The 14733-nt window shown below is 70.6% G+C and carries 12 protein-coding genes and 1 tRNA gene; 9 read left to right on the plus strand and 4 right to left on the minus strand.

The features are described from left to right. Positions 1-73: 73 nt before the first annotated feature. The 4 genes from OG490_RS25375 to OG490_RS25390 all read right to left on the minus strand — a co-directional run bounded on the left by OG490_RS25375 (position 74) and on the right by OG490_RS25390 (position 3290). Positions 74-517 carry a hypothetical protein gene (locus OG490_RS25375; protein ID WP_330298582.1) on the minus strand — a complete coding sequence of 148 codons (444 nt, stop codon included), beginning with the start codon at positions 515-517 and terminating at the stop codon, positions 74-76. Between the two features lie 721 nt (positions 518-1238). Next, a complete protein-coding gene (locus tag OG490_RS25380) occupies positions 1239-1637 on the minus strand; it encodes a DUF6479 family protein (protein WP_330298583.1) in 399 nt (132 codons plus the stop codon). An 84-nt stretch (positions 1638-1721) separates the two neighbouring features. Continuing rightward, complete coding sequence (locus OG490_RS25385) at positions 1722-2705, minus strand: XdhC family protein (RefSeq protein ID WP_330298584.1); 984 nt, start codon at positions 2703-2705, stop codon at positions 1722-1724. Positions 2706-3218: 513 nt separating this feature from the next. Further along, positions 3219-3290: transfer RNA gene (locus OG490_RS25390), tRNA-Arg, on the minus strand. A gap of 101 nt (positions 3291-3391) precedes the next feature. Here OG490_RS25390 and OG490_RS25395 point away from each other — a divergent pair. The 9 genes from OG490_RS25395 (at position 3392) to rpmE (ending at position 14716) form a co-directional block, all read left to right on the plus strand. Then, positions 3392-3868 carry a response regulator gene (locus tag OG490_RS25395; RefSeq protein ID WP_371619799.1) on the plus strand — a complete coding sequence of 159 codons (477 nt, stop codon included), beginning with the start codon at positions 3392-3394 and terminating at the stop codon, positions 3866-3868. A gap of 147 nt (positions 3869-4015) precedes the next feature. Next, positions 4016-4990, plus strand: a complete 975-nt coding sequence (gene nrtL / locus OG490_RS25400) for an ArgS-related anticodon-binding protein NrtL (RefSeq protein WP_330298586.1) — start codon at positions 4016-4018, stop codon at positions 4988-4990. A gap of 97 nt (positions 4991-5087) precedes the next feature. Continuing rightward, positions 5088-6479, plus strand: coding sequence for a diaminopimelate decarboxylase (gene lysA, locus OG490_RS25405; protein ID WP_330298587.1), 1392 nt, complete (start codon positions 5088-5090; stop codon positions 6477-6479). Positions 6480-6605: 126 nt separating this feature from the next. Further along, complete coding sequence (locus OG490_RS25410; protein WP_330298588.1) at positions 6606-7898, plus strand: homoserine dehydrogenase; 1293 nt, start codon at positions 6606-6608, stop codon at positions 7896-7898. Between the two features lie 6 nt (positions 7899-7904). Next, positions 7905-8975 carry a threonine synthase gene (thrC, locus tag OG490_RS25415; RefSeq protein WP_330298589.1) on the plus strand — a complete coding sequence of 357 codons (1071 nt, stop codon included), beginning with the start codon at positions 7905-7907 and terminating at the stop codon, positions 8973-8975. Between the two features lie 346 nt (positions 8976-9321). Then, the gene (thrB, locus tag OG490_RS25420) at positions 9322-10248 is read left to right on the plus strand and encodes a homoserine kinase (protein ID WP_330298590.1); all 927 of its coding nucleotides are present in this window, start codon (positions 9322-9324) and stop codon (positions 10246-10248) included. A 466-nt stretch (positions 10249-10714) separates the two neighbouring features. Then, complete coding sequence (gene rho / locus OG490_RS25425) at positions 10715-12850, plus strand: transcription termination factor Rho (RefSeq protein ID WP_330298591.1); 2136 nt, start codon at positions 10715-10717, stop codon at positions 12848-12850. A gap of 345 nt (positions 12851-13195) precedes the next feature. Then, on the plus strand, positions 13196-14299 hold the full coding sequence (locus tag OG490_RS25430) for an LCP family protein (RefSeq protein WP_330298592.1): 1104 nt from the start codon (positions 13196-13198) through the stop codon (positions 14297-14299). A gap of 201 nt (positions 14300-14500) precedes the next feature. Next, complete coding sequence (gene rpmE, locus OG490_RS25435; protein WP_254384240.1) at positions 14501-14716, plus strand: 50S ribosomal protein L31; 216 nt, start codon at positions 14501-14503, stop codon at positions 14714-14716. Positions 14717-14733: the final 17 nt, after the last annotated feature.

Below are 14733 nucleotides of genomic sequence, written 5' to 3' on the forward strand. Positions count from 1 at the left end.
GTCCCACTTGTCCGCGGCCGTGGTCAGCAGGCCCAGGTCGGTGGACTTCGTAGTACGTCAGCACTGCTTCCCCCTACAGACCGTTGAGCTTCGACTCGGCGCCGAGCGGCCGGAACTGTTCACCCAGGCCGATGTCATTGCGAACGAAGAGACCCGAGGCGCCCCGCAGGGAGCTCTTCTCGGAGCCGAGGCGGCCCATCAGGACCTTGACCTGCTTGTCCCACGTGTCTGCGACCTTCTTCAGGCCCGGGGCGGTGTCCCAACCCTCGAAGCCCTTCACTGCAGCGTTGGTCGCCTCGTCCGCGTGCTCTGTGGCCGTCTTGGTGTTCGGCTGCAGCTCGGTTTCGATTGTGTTCGCCGCCGCGGTCTTCTCGGCCGGCGTGGACCCGAAGCTGCCCGACCCCCCGGGCGCCAACGGTCCTGCGGGAGCGCCCGTACCGTTCAACCGCATGTCCACCTGCTGATCGGCCGCGCCGGCGTGCGACTGAGCCCACTCCCGATCGAAATCCCCCACCATGCGCCTCCCGTCGACATTCCTTGATCATAGACATGGCAACTGCACACATGCCAAGACCCAAGGCCCAAGGCGCAAGGCCCAAGGTGCAAGGCCCAAGGCGCCAGCGGCAGTCGATCGGATCGCCGGGCTGATAGAGCGTCCTGGAGACCGGGTCGACAGGAGGACAAGCCAGCTGCAGTTTGCGTACGCATTCCTTGAGGATCGAGTTCCCAGCTGATCCGGTCGGCGATGGCGGAGGCGGGGATCGTCGCATCAAGCGGCTCGTTGCCTGCACGGAGATCGATGTCGCCGCAGAACGCATGCAGCTACAGGGCGGCCACTCTGGGTCGACGGCGAAGCTAAGCCGCCCCCTGGTCCTGGTCCTGCCGGTCGGGGACGAGACCCCGCTGGTGTCGAGCCCGCTGACGGCGGCGCTACGGGTCGAGGTGGCGGCGGCGGTGGCCACCCGGGCCGGGGGAGCGGGCGGGGCAGCGGCCGGGAGACAGGCCGGGGACGGGCCGCGGCCCAGGGCGCCACCGTCACGGCCATCGGGGTCGGCGAGGTCCCCTTCCGCCCGCTGGACCCGCCGCTGACGGCCGAGGTCCGCCACACCTCCACCCGCCACCCGCGGCCGGAGGTGCTGCGACTGCGGACGGAGCTGTGACCCGCGGCGGCCGGCCGCGGGTCACAGTGCCTGGTCGGAGGGAGTGACCTGCTGGTGTCGGACGGTCTCAGGCAGGCTTCACGCAGGCTTCATGCCGCCCAGCGGCGGCATGGTCGGGGGCTTCCGCGGCCTCGGATTGGGATGCTCGTACCCGGATTCCCGCTCGGCCCGCGCCTCCTCCTGATGGCTGGAGGTCCGGGAGCCGAAGTTCCCGTACCCCTGCATCTCGTGCGGGCGCAGTCCGCGCTCGGGGAATTCGACGTACTCCCGCTCCTCGGAGACCTCGTAGACCGCACCGCCGTCGGGCAGGTGGGGCTGGCTCTCCGGAGTGGGGGGTGCGGGCTCCTGTGCCCGGACCCGCTTGCCCAGCATGAAGCCGCCGAGCAGGAATCCGACCACGATGAGCCCGACGACCAGGAACCACGCGATGTTGGTCAGTGTCCTGTCCATCGCGATGTAGGTCAGGGTCGTGTTCATACTTCCCATTTTCCCGCATTGCGCGAAAATCCACCCAGTCGGCAGCGACCCGCTGTCCTCCGGGAGGGAAGCGGGTCGTAGGGCCTACCCCTTCAGCGGCCCGTCGGAATCCCGCACCCCGCGCACTTCCCGGCCCCCGAGCACCGCCAGGATCTCGGCGCAGATGGCCAGCGCCGTCTCCGCCGGGGTCTGGCCGCCGAGATCCAGCCCGATCGGCCCGTGCACCGTCGCGATGCGGGCCTCGCCCACCCCGGCCGCGAGGAGCGCGTCGCGCCGCCGCGTGGTGGTCTTGCGGGAGCCGAGCGCGCCGACGTACGGGATCCCGAGCGCGAGCGCGGTCCGCAGCGTCGGCACGTCGAACTCCGGATCATGGCTGAGCATCGCCAGACAGGCGGCATCCCTCCGCGCCTCCAGCAGCTTCTCCGCCTCGCCCACGGAGACGACGCTACTGACCTCCCACCCGAGCAGCCGGGCCTGCGCCTCGATGACCTCGGCGAGCTCCCCGGACCCGCCGATGACCACGTACGGGGCCGACGGGTACGCCTCCACGAGCACCAGCCCCGAGCCCCCGTACAGCGCGTCCCGGCCCGGCCGCCGGGTCCCCAGCACCTCCCCGGCCCGCCGCTCGGCGTCACTGGAGGGCACGTCCGCCCCGCGCACCACGACACTGACGGCCCTGTCGGCCCGCTCATTCAGCTCGGTCACGAGCGCGACCCCGACCCCCTGCCCGAGCAGCTCCCACCACTCACGGGGAATCGCGCCCAGCGGCTGCAGCAGCACCTCCGCCTGCCCGCCACACGTCAGCTTCGCCTCCACGGCCTCGCCGATCCCGACGGACACCTCGCACACCCGTGCGCTCTCCCCGGCCCCCATCGCCGCGGCCTCCGCGACCAGTTCGGCGTCGAACACCCCCCGGTACAGGGCCCCCACGCACTCCCCGCGCGCATCCACGAGCACCGCCCCGGCCGGATCCCGCGGCCCGAACCCCTGCTCGGTCACGGGCCGGGCCAGGAACCCGGCCCGCCCCTCGGCCACCCACCGCTGCGCCGTCTCCACCAAGTCACGCATTTCGCGCCGCCCCATCCTCACCGTCAGAGCACGCCACAAAGCACCAGGTCAGCGACCCAAAGTGGCCTCAACTCCAACCTACGCACCCCCACCCCCGCCCCCCACCCCCCAAAACCCACAGACCCACCCCCACATCCTTCGTACGGACCACCGGAACCGGAGGAAGGGCATGGGCCACGGAACTTCAGACCTCGGCGGACGGCCCCACCCCACAAACGGACGCCCCGGGCGCCACGGGCGCGAACCGCGACCAACGCCCCGGCTCCTGGCGGAACGTCACCCGCACCGCGGCCCCGCACTGACCGGACGAGGCCGATCCCGGCGGCGCCGTCCAATCCCCAGAACGGGCACGCCACCACACCGATTTGCCGAACGGCCAGTCCCTGCCCCTGCCCACGGAGCCGTACGCCGAAGCGACATACGGGTGCGCACGGCGGCAGTTGGCCACACAAACGCGAAGACCCCGTCTCAGCGAACTCGCTGATGGCGGGGTCTCGGGCACTTCCTGCGAAGTGCCCCCGGCAGGATTCGAACCTGCGCACACGGCTCCGGAGGCCGTTGCTCTATCCCCTGAGCTACGGGGGCGCTGTCGCTGGTGTTGCTGCGACGGGTTGAACACTACCAGCTTCCGGTGAGTGATCAGGAACCCGTTTGCGGGTGGATGGGGGGTGGGTCGCTCGGAGGGGGTGGAAGTGGCGAAAACCCGGACGCGGGGGCCGGGGTCGACCTACTCTCGAGTTGTGTCAGGCACCTCGGGCCGGGTGCTTGTTGTCGACGACAACAAGGTCATCCGGCAGCTGATCAAGGTCAATCTCGAGCTGGAGGGCTTCGAGGTCGTGACCGCGAACGATGGTGCCGAGTGTCTGGATGTCGTGCACCACGTGATGCCCGACGTGATCACCCTTGATGTGGTCATGCCTCGCCTGGACGGCTTCGGGGCGGCCGCGCAGTTGCGGGCCGATCCCCGGACGCGGCATCTGCCCGTCGCGATCGTGAGCGCCTGTACGCAGCAGGAGGTCGAGGCCGGGATCGCGGCCGGGGTCGATGCCTTCCTCGCCAAGCCCTTCGAGCCCACCGAGCTGGTACGGGTCGTGCGGCGGCTCATCGAGCGGCGCGACCGGAGGGAGCGGAAAGGCGCTCCCGCCGGGAGAGGCAGGGGATAGAGGCAGGGGATAGAGGGGTAGATGGTTCTGGTTGGGTGTCGGCTCCTTGGGGTCGGGGTCCTCTCTGTTCCGTTCGCATCGCTCTGTCTCTGTTCACATGGCGAAACCCTTCGCGTGACCTCGGGGCTTCTCCCCTAGGCTGGTCACGTGACCCCCGCTGACCTCTCCCGTTCCGTCGTGCGCGCCGTGCGCTGCGCCGTCGAGGACGGGGAGCTGCCCGCCGGTGTGGTCGTGCCCGAGCGGGTCGTCGTCGAGCGGACCCGGCCCGGGGGAGTGGGGGACTACGCCTCGCCCGTCGCCTTCGGGGTCGGGAAGGGTGCCGGGGTCGCGCCCCGTGGCGTGGCCGAGGTGCTGGCCCCGCGGCTGGCGGCCCTTCCCGGGATCGAGCGCGTGGAGGTCACCGGCGCCGGGTTCCTGAATTTCGTGCTCGCGGGGAGTTCCGTAGGTGAGGTCGTACGGGACGTGCGCGCCCGGGGCCGGCGGTACGGGTTCGCCCCCGACGGGGAGCCGCGCGAGCGGGTCGTGCGCGATGCCGTGCAGCGGATCGAGTGGTGTCAGGCAGCCCAGAGTCAGGCAGCCCGGAGCCAGGGGCGGACCGCAGGCGGCGGGCCCGTCGCCGTCGCCCCCGTCGCCAAGCGGGACGGGGACGTGCTCGGCCGCTACGGCGCCGATGCCGCCGCTTGGGCGATGCTCTGCGTGCCCGCGCACGAGACCCCGGTGTTTCCCGCGTGGCTGCTGGTGCAGGACGAGTCCAGTGAGTTCTTCCGGGTGCGGTACGCCCACGGCCGCGCCCGGGCGCTGACCCGTAATGCCGGGCAGCTGGGGGTCTGTGCGGAGCCCGGCGAGGTCGAAGAAGGCAGCGCCGACGTGCTGCTCGGTGCGCTCGTCGACTATCCCCTCGTCCTCGAAGCCGCCGCGCACCACCGTGCGCCCGAGCGGCTCGTGCGGCACCTCGTCGTGCTGGCCGACGCCCTCCTCGAGTTCCAGTACTGCGTCCTGCCCAAGGGGGACGAGAAACCCTCGGCCGCCCACCGCGCCCGGCTGGCCCTTGCCGAAGCCGCCGGGACGGTGCTGGCCGGCGGCCTGGCCCTGCTCGGTATAGACGCACCCGACCACCTGTGATGCCTGTGATGCCTGTGATGCGCGCGCGATGCGATGTGATTCGCCCGCGATGCGAGTCGCTCGCGTTCCGGATGATTTGCGAAGAGAGATTGCCGAGATGAGCCGTTCCGCACACCCCGCCGGGCCCCGCCACGCCGATGTCCTGCCCGAGGGGCACTACTCCCCGCCGCCCGCCGACCTCAACGCGCTGGACGAGAAGGTCTGGGCCCGGACCGTCCGGCGCAACGACGAGGGCGTCGTGACCGTCGGCGGGATCGAAGTCACCAAGCTCGCCGAGGAGTTCGGGACGCCCGCGTACTTCATGGACGAGGAGGACTTCCGCGCGCGCTGCCGCGCCTGGGCGCACGCCTTCGGGCCCGGCGCCGACGTCTTCTACGCCGGGAAGGCCTTCCTCTCCAAGGCCGTCGTGAAGTGGCTGCGGGAGGAAGGGCTCAACGTGGACGTGTGCTCCGGCGGGGAGCTCGCCACCGCGCTCGCCGCCGGGATGCCCGCCCAGCAGATCGCCTTCCACGGGAACAACAAGTCGGCCGCCGAGATCACCCGGGCGATCGAGGCCGGTGTCGGGCGGATCGTGCTCGACTCCTTCCAGGAGATCGCCCGCGTCGCGCACATCGCCCGCGAGCTCGGCGTGCGCCAGCCCGTGCAGATCCGCGTGACGGTGGGCGTCGAGGCGCACACGCACGAGTTCATCGCCACCGCGCACGAGGACCAGAAGTTCGGGATCGCCGTCGCCGACGGGTCCGCCGCCGAGGCCGTACGGCGCGCGCTGGGCCACGACAGCCTGGAGCTGCTCGGCGTCCACTCGCACATCGGCTCGCAGATCTTCGACATGGCCGGATTCGAGGTCTCCGCGAAGCGCGTGGTGCGGCTGCTGGCCGCGGTGCGCGACGAGCACGGGGTCGAGCTGCCCGAGATCGACCTCGGCGGCGGGCTCGGCATCGCCTACACCTCCGCGGACGACCCGCGCGAGCCGCACGAGATCGCCAAGGCCCTGCACGAGATCGTCGCCCGTGAGTGCGAGAGCGCCGGACTGGCCGCACCGCGGATCTCCGTCGAACCCGGACGGGCCATCGTCGGGCCGACCGCCTTCACGCTCTACGAGGTCGGGACGATCAAGCCGCTGGAGGGACTGCGTACGTACGTCTCCGTCGACGGCGGCATGTCCGACAACATCCGCACGGCCCTCTACGACGCCGAGTACGCGGTCACGCTGGTCTCCCGCACCTCCGACGCCGAGCCCATGCTCGTCCGTGTCGTCGGCAAGCACTGCGAGAGCGGTGACATCGTGGTGAAGGACGCCTTCCTGCCCGCGGACCTGGCTCCGGGGGACCTCCTGGCGGTGCCCGCGACCGGTGCGTACTGCCGTTCGATGGCCAGCAACTACAACCACGCGCTGCGTCCGCCGGTGGTCGCGGTGCGCGACGGACAGGCCCGTGTCATCGTCCGCCGTGAGACGGAGGAAGATCTCCTGCGCCTCGACCTCGGATAAATGAAATTGGTGTCTCACTCAATGGACCGAGGGTGGAAACTGCTGTCCATTGAGTGAGACTGGTTCACACCTGGGGTGCAAGCCGTTCCCCGGGTACTGCTGTGAAGATCGAAAGGCGTAGGTCGAATGATGCGTACGCGTCCGCTGAAGGTGGCGCTGCTGGGCTGTGGAGTGGTCGGCTCAGAGGTGGCCCGCATCATGACGACGCACGCCGACGATCTGACGGCCAGGATCGGCGCGCCCGTCGAGATCGCGGGCGTGGCCGTGCGCCGTCCCTCCAAGGTCCGTGAGGGCATCGACCCGGCCCTCATCACCACCGATGCGACCGCTCTGCTCAAACGCGGCGACATCGACGTGGCCATCGAGGTCATCGGCGGCATCGAGCCGGCCCGCACCCTGATCACCACCGCCTTCGAGCACGGCATCTCCGTGGTCTCGGCGAACAAGGCGCTGCTCGCCCAGGACGGCGCCGCGCTGCACGCCGCCGCCGAGCAGCACGGGCTGGACCTGTACTACGAGGCCGCCGTCGCCGGCGCCATCCCGCTGGTCCGCCCGATGCGCGAGTCCCTCGCGGGCGACAAGATCAACCGGGTGATGGGCATCGTCAACGGCACGACGAACTTCATCCTCGACAAGATGGACTCCACCGGCGCGGGCTACCAGGAGGCCCTCGACGAGGCCACCGCCCTCGGGTACGCCGAGGCCGACCCGACCGCCGACGTGGAGGGCTACGACGCCGCCGCCAAGGCCGCGATCCTGGCCGGCATCGCCTTCCACACCCGGGTCCGCCTCGACGACGTCTACCGCGAGGGCATGACCGAGGTCAGCGCCGCCGATTTCGCCTCCGCGAAGCGGATGGGCTGCACGATCAAGCTCCTCGCCATCCTGGAGCGCGCCGCCGACGGCGAGTCCGTCACCGCCCGCGTGCACCCGGCGATGATTCCGCTGACCCACCCGCTCGCCTCCGTACGCGAGGCGTACAACGCCGTCTTCGTCGAGGCGGAGGCCGCCGGGCGGCTCATGTTCTACGGGCCCGGCGCGGGCGGTTCGCCGACCGCGTCGGCGGTCCTCGGCGACCTGGTCGCCGTCTGCCGCAACAAGCTCGCCCAGGCAACGGGGCCGGGCGAGTCCGCTTACACCCAGCTGCCGGTCAGTGCCATGGGCGAGGTCGTCACCCGCTACCACATCAGCCTCGATGTGGCGGACAAGCCGGGCGTCCTCGCCCAGGTGGCGACCACCTTCGCCGAGCACGGGGTGTCGATCGACACCGTCCGCCAGCAGGGCAAGGACGGCGAGGCCTCCCTCGTCGTCGTCACTCACCGCGCACCCGACGCCGCCCTCTCCGGGACCGTCGAGGCGCTGCGGAAGCTGGACACCGTCCGCGGTGTGGCCAGCATCATGCGTGTTGAAGGGGAGTAAGGACCCATGACCAGCAATCGCACCCACCAGTGGCGCGGCATCATCGAGGAGTACCGGGACCGCCTGCCGGTGACGGACGCGACTCCCGTGGTCACGCTCCGCGAGGGCGGCACTCCCCTCGTCCCCGCACAGGTGCTCTCCGAGCGCACCGGCTGCGAGGTGCACCTCAAGGTCGAAGGCGCCAACCCCACGGGGTCCTTCAAGGACCGCGGCATGACCATGGCGATCACCAAGGCCAAGGAGGACGGCGCCAAGGCCGTCATCTGCGCCTCCACGGGCAACACCTCGGCGTCCGCCACCGCCTACGCGGTGCGCGCCGGGATGGTCTGCGCCGTACTCGTGCCCCGCGGCAAGATCGCGCTGGGCAAGATGGGCCAGGCCCTGATCCACGGCGCGAAGATCCTTCAGGTCGACGGCAACTTCGACGACTGCCTCGACCTCGCCCGCGCGCTGTCCGACAACTACCCGGTGGCGCTGGTCAATTCGGTCAACCCGGTGCGCATCGAGGGCCAGAAGACGGCCGCGTTCGAGATCGTGGACGCGCTCGGCGACGCCCCCGACATCCACGTGCTGCCCGTGGGCAACGCGGGCAACATCACCGCGTACTGGAAGGGCTTCAAGGAGTACAAGGCCGATGGCCTTGCCTCCCGTACGCCCCGCGTGTGGGGTTTCCAGGCTTCCGGTTCCGCGCCGATCGTGCGTGGCGAGGTCGTCAAGGAGCCGCACACCATCGCCACCGCGATCCGGATCGGCAACCCGGCCTCCTGGGACTACGCCCTGGCGGCCCGGGACGAGTCGGGCGGTTTCATCGATGAGGTGACGGACCGCCAGATCCTGTCCGCCTACCGCCTGTTGGCCGCTCAGGAGGGCGTCTTCGTCGAGCCCGCCTCGGCCGCTTCGGTCGCCGGCCTGCTCAAGGCCGCGGAGCTCGGACTGGTCGACCCCGGCCAGAAGATCGTCTGCACGGTCACCGGCAACGGCCTGAAGGACCCCGACTGGGCGGTCGCCGGCGCTCCGCAGCCGATCACCATCCCGGTCGACGCCGAGGCCGCCGCCCTGCGCCTCGGACTGCTCTGACCCGTCCGAGTCGCTGCCGCGGCACAGAAGTACGGCAGTAGTCGAGTTGCCGGATTCCGGAAGTCTTTCGAAGGCTGAGGAATCCGGCAACTCGGGCCGTACGGCACCGATAGCCCCGCAGGAAGCCCGGTCCGGCCGACGGGCGGGCGCGACACGCACCGTGCGCCTGCCGTGCGCCCTATGTCGGAGAAGAACCTTCCTTCGATAGGCTGTCCTTACATCCGCCGCCGCGCATATGTCCGCGGTGCTGCCCACAGGGCCTTCGGGTGTCGTACGTTCTCCAGTACATTCACAGCGAGCCAGCGAATATCTCGTCTCGCACAGTCACAAGGAGTGTCATCGGACGATGGCCGGTCCAGCGTTCCGCGCCGCCGCCGTACGGGTGCGCGTCCCCGCCAGCAGTGCCAATCTCGGCCCGGGCTTCGACGCCCTGGGCCTGGCCCTGGGGCTCTACGACGATGTCGTCGTCCGCGTGGCCGATTCCGGCCTCGACATCGACATCGCGGGCGAGGGTGCCGACACCCTCCCGCGGGACGAGAGCCACCTCCTCGTACGTTCCATGCGTACCGCCTTCGACCTGCTGGGCGGCCAGCCGCGCGGCCTCGAGGTGGTCTGCGCCAACCGGATCCCGCACGGCCGCGGCCTGGGATCCTCCTCCGCCGCCATCTGTGCCGGCATCGTCGCCGCCCGCGCCGTGACCATAGGCGGAGAGGCCAAGCTCGACGACGCGGCGCTGCTGGAGCTCGCCACCGAGATCGAGGGCCACCCCGACAACGTCGCCGCCTGTCTGCTCGGCGGTTTCACCCTCGCGTGGATGGACGGCGGCAGCGCCAAGGCGATCCGCATGGAGCCCGCCGATTCCATCGTTCCGGTGGTCTTCGTCCCCTCCAAGCCGGTCCTGACGGAGACCGCGCGCGGCCTGCTGCCGCGCACCGTCCCGCACGTGGACGCGGCCGTCAACGCGGGCCGTGCGGCCCTGCTCGTCGAGGCTCTGACCAGGCGTCCCGAGTTCCTGCTGCCGGCCACCGAGGACCGACTCCACCAGGAGTACCGGTCCCCGGCGATGCCCGAGAGCGTGGCGCTCGTGGCCCGACTGCGGGCGGACGGCATCCCCGCGGTCATCTCCGGCGCGGGCCCCACGGTCCTCGCGCTGGTCGACAACGGCGCGGCCGACAAGGTCGCGCAGCTCGCGGGCGAGGGGTGGGCGGCCAACCGCCTCGCACTCGACGCCGCGGGCGCGAGCGTACTTCCGCTGGGAACGCAGGGCGGCTGAGAATTGCCGTAGGCGGTGGGACAGGGAAACCCACCGCCGGCTCCCAGAGGCGGGTGGACCGGGCAGTCCACCCCCTCGGAAGGGCGCGATTGCCGGTGATTGAGAGGGGGAATGTCTGTTGGATCCGGTAGTGTTAGTCTCAAGTGCGCATCCGAAGCCGCCATGGCTTGGTGCACAGTGTCCCTATCAGGGACCACCTTTCTTCCGGGAGCCTCCCCGACTGCTTTGATCGCTGCCAGCAGTTTCGAGCACGCTCCGGAATCGGCGTGACATTCCCACGCTTCCAGCTCGGGGGCTTCTCGCCGGAACCACCCACGCACATGCACGTTTCTCTCCGCCGTATCTATACGGGCGGACCACCGCCCCGGCTGCAGTCCACGACCCATCAGGTCACGGACCGCCGTCGGACAGCACAACCGGTCGCCGAGCCAGACAGGCCGACGTCCGCTCCAGGGAAGGACCCTTCGTGAGCGACACCACCGATCTGATGGGCGCTGCCGACACCAATGTCGACACCAGTGCCCCCGCCGCGGGCGCCGCGACCAAGCGTCGCCGCTCCGGCACCGGCCTCGATGGCATGGTCCTGGCCGAGCTGCAGCAGGTCGCGTCGGGCCTCGGCATCAGGGGCACCGCGCGGATGCGCAAGGGCCAGCTGATCGAGGTCATCAAGGAGGCGCAGGCGGGCAGCAGCGCCCCCAAGGCCGCGGCCTCCGCGCCCGCCGACACCGCCGCCGAGGCCAAGCCGAAGCGCCGTGCCACCAGCAAGGCCCGTACGGGCGAGGCCGCTGAGGCCCCCGCCGAGAAGACCGCCGCGCAGGCGCAGATCGACATCCCGGGCCAGCCGGCCAGTGACGATGCCCCCGTCGGCGAGCGCCGCCGCCGTCGTGCGACCGCCCCGTCCGGCAGCCCCGAGGGCTCGGCCCCCGCCGCCGTCGTACAGGTCGAGCAGAAGACCGAGGCCGCTCCGGCCGCCCAGGTCGCCCAGGCTCAGGTCGAGGTCAAGGCCGAGGCGGCCACCGCCGTCTCCGGCCAGGCCCCGGCCCAGGAAGGCGAAGGCCGCGGCCGTCGCGAGCGCCGTGAGCGCGGCAACGACCGTGGCGAGCGCCGCGAGCGCCGCGACCGCGGTGCCAAGGCCGACGACCAGGGCCAGGGCGGCCAGGGTCAGGGCGGCCAGGGTCAGGGCCAGGCCCAGGCCGGTCAGTCGGGCCAGGCCGGTCAGGGCCAGGGCGGCGGCCGGCAGGACCGGACCGACCGTCAGGACCGTCAGCAGCAGGGCGGCCGCGGCCAGGGCCAGGGTCAGGGCCAGCAGGGCGGCCGTCAGGACCGGGACCGTCAGGACAACGGTCCGCAGGACGACTTCGACGAGGACGGCCGTCGCGGCCGTCGCGGCCGCTACCGCGACCGCCGTGGCCGTCGTGGCCGCGACGAGTTCGCGCCGGTGGAGACCCCGGTCGCCGACGACGACGTCCTGATCCCCGTCGCGGGCATCCTCGACATCCTCGACAACTACGCGTTCATCCGGACCTCGGGCTACCTGCCCGGTCCGAACGACGTGTACGTCTCCCTCGCCCAGGTCCGCAAGGCGGGGCTCCGCAAGGGCGACCACACCACCGGCGCGGTCCGCCAGCCCAAGGACGGCGAGCGCCGCGAGAAGTTCAACGCGCTCGTGCGCCTGGACTCCGTCAACGGCATGGCGCCCGAATCCGGCCGCGGCCGCCCGGAGTTCCAGAAGCTGACCCCGCTCTACCCGCAGGACCGGCTCCGCCTGGAGACCGACCCGGGCGTGCTGACCACCCGCATCATCGACCTCGTGTCGCCGATCGGTAAGGGCCAGCGCGGTCTGATCGTGGCCCCGCCGAAGACCGGTAAGACCATGATCATGCAGGCGATCGCCAACGCGATCACGGTCAACAACCCCGAGTGCCACCTGATGGTCGTCCTGGTCGACGAGCGTCCGGAAGAGGTCACCGACATGCAGCGGTCGGTGAAGGGCGAGGTCATCTCCTCGACCTTCGACCGCCCGGCCGAGGACCACACCACCGTCGCCGAGCTGGCCATCGAGCGCGCCAAGCGCCTCGTCGAGCTGGGTCACGACGTGGTCGTCCTGCTGGACTCCATCACCCGCCTGGGCCGTGCGTACAACCTCGCGGCCCCCGCCTCCGGACGCATCCTGTCCGGTGGTGTCGACTCGACCGCGCTGTACCCGCCGAAGCGCTTCTTCGGTGCCGCGCGCAACATCGAGGACGGCGGCTCGCTGACCATCCTGGCCACCGCGCTGGTCGACACCGGCTCGCGCATGGACGAGGTGATCTTCGAGGAGTTCAAGGGCACCGGCAACATGGAGCTCAAGCTCGACCGGAAGCTCGCCGACAAGCGCATCTTCCCGGCCGTGGACGTGGACCCCTCGGGCACCCGCAAGGAGGAGATCCTCCTCAACAGCGAGGAGCTCGCCATCGTCTGGAAGCTCCGCCGGGTGCTGCACGCGCTCGACTCGCAGCAGGCCATCGAGCTGCTCCTCGACAAGATGAAGCAGACGAAGTCGAACGCCGAGTTCCTCATGCAGATCGCGAAGACGACCCCGGCCGGCAAGAACGACGACTGAGGTCTCCCCGTAGCACCTGCCTGAACCCGACCGCCCCCGCCGCACCCGCGACGGGGGCGGTCGGCCTTTCCGGGAGCCGCGGCCTGCGGTCCGCCGGTACGGGGCTGCGTGCGCGGGTGCGACCTTTGCCACACTCCGTACCCGCCCGGGCCCTCGCAGTCACTCCGCGCCCCGGAGGGAAACCGCAGGTAGGCGCGGGATTACGCGGTGTTTGTGCGGGTCCGTCCGGTTCCCCGGCCCGGTTCCGGCGCCGCGACGGGCGTGGAACCCTTGAAGGCGTCCGTCCGTCTGTGTCAGGGGGAATGGGGAGCGGAACCGAGCAGAGACAGGTAGGCAGGCAGAAGCATGAGCCAGGACAACAGGGGCGGTGGCCGCAGGGCCGCTGCGGGCCGACGGCGACGGAAACCGGCCAAGCGGCGCCGTGCTGTCGCCATCGTCGCGTGGACCGCTGCCGGAGTGGTCGTCCTGGGTGGGGCGGGGCTCGGCTACTTCTACTTCAAGCTCAACGGGAACCTGAAGACGGTCGACATCAACGCGGCCCTCGGCAAGGACCGTCCGCAGAACGTGGACAACGGCTCCATGGACATCCTCGTCCTCGGCTCCGACTCGCGCGGCGGCGCCAACGGCGAGTACGGCCAGGACGACGGCGGCTCCGCCCGCTCCGACACCGCGATGATCGTCCACCTGAACGAGGGCCACAGCCGGGCCAGCGTCGTATCGATACCGCGCGACACCCTGGTGACCCGGCCCGCCTGCAAGACGTCGAACGGCAGGACGGACCCGGGCGGCACGCGCCGGATGTTCAACGAGTCCTTCACCGTCGGCGGGGCGGCCTGCGCGGTCGCGACGGTCGAGAAGATGTCGGGGATCCGCATGGACCACTACCTCGAGGTCGACTTCACGGGCTTCAAGAAGATCATCGACACCCTCGGCGGCGTCGAGGTGACGACCAGCAAGCCGATCAAGGACGACTACAGCCACCTCGACCTGCCGGCCGGCACCAACCGGCTCAACGGAGAGCAGGCCCTCGGCCTCGTCCGGACCCGCCACGGCGTCGGCGACGGCGGCGACCTCGGTCGAATACAGCTCCAGCAGGCCTTCATCAAGGCCCTGATCAAGCAGGTCAAGTCCATCGGCGTCTTCGACAACCCGAAGAAGCTCCTCGACATCGCCGACTCCGCGACCAAGGCGCTCACCACCGACAAGGCCCTCGGCGACGTGAAGTCCCTCATGGGCTTCGCCCAGGGCCTCCAGGGCATCGGCCCCGACAGCATGCAGATGATCACCCTCCCGGTGACCGGGGACCTGCGCGACCCCAACCGCGTGGTCCCGCTCACCAAGGAGTCCAAGATGGTCTGGGACGCCCTCCTGGCCGACCAGCCGGTCCCCGCCGAGGCCACCGCGAACTCGGCCGGCGACAAGGGCGCGATCGGCTCGATCGTCCAGTAGGGCCGCCCGGACCGGCGAAACGCCTGGTCACAAGGGTTCCGCCCGGGCGCGGAATAGTTCACGGACCCCTGCCGTTGAGGGAGGCGTCCTCAGAATTTTGACAGGCAGCCCGGTCCTGGCAGACTGGTCTGTCGGCCCCGGTTCACGCAGCGCGCAATTCGGCTCCTGCGACCCGGCGCCCTCCCGAATCTAGGAGACACCTTGAAGCGCGATGTTCACCCCCAGTACGTCGAGACCCAGGTCAGCTGCACCTGTGGCGCGTCGTTCACCACCCGTAGCACCCTGACCGAAGGCACCATCCGTGCCGAGGTCTGCTCCGAGTGCCACCCGTTCTACACGGGCAAGCAGAAGATCCTCGACACCGGTGGCCGCGTGGCCCGCTTCGAGGCCCGCTTCGGCAAGGCTGCACAGAAGTAGCGAGCCTCCGGCGCCGG

The sequence above is a fragment of the Streptomyces sp. NBC_00503 genome (assembly GCF_036346895.1).
Lineage (GTDB): Bacteria > Actinomycetota > Actinomycetes > Streptomycetales > Streptomycetaceae > Streptomyces.

Coding starts and splice junctions, on each gene's coding strand:
- OG490_RS25375 (WP_330298582.1), bottom strand. CDS start 517: ATGGTGGGGGATTTCGATCGGGAGTGGGCTCAGTCGCACGCCGGCGCG.
- OG490_RS25380 (WP_330298583.1), bottom strand. CDS start 1,637: ATGAACACGACCCTGACCTACATCGCGATGGACAGGACACTGACCAAC.
- OG490_RS25385 (WP_330298584.1), bottom strand. CDS start 2,705: ATGCGTGACTTGGTGGAGACGGCGCAGCGGTGGGTGGCCGAGGGGCGG.
- lysA (WP_330298587.1), top strand. CDS start 5,088: ATGAGCCGTTCCGCACACCCCGCCGGGCCCCGCCACGCCGATGTCCTG.
- OG490_RS25410 (WP_330298588.1), top strand. CDS start 6,606: ATGATGCGTACGCGTCCGCTGAAGGTGGCGCTGCTGGGCTGTGGAGTG.
- thrC (WP_330298589.1), top strand. CDS start 7,905: ATGACCAGCAATCGCACCCACCAGTGGCGCGGCATCATCGAGGAGTAC.
- thrB (WP_330298590.1), top strand. CDS start 9,322: ATGGCCGGTCCAGCGTTCCGCGCCGCCGCCGTACGGGTGCGCGTCCCC.
- OG490_RS25430 (WP_330298592.1), top strand. CDS start 13,196: ATGAGCCAGGACAACAGGGGCGGTGGCCGCAGGGCCGCTGCGGGCCGA.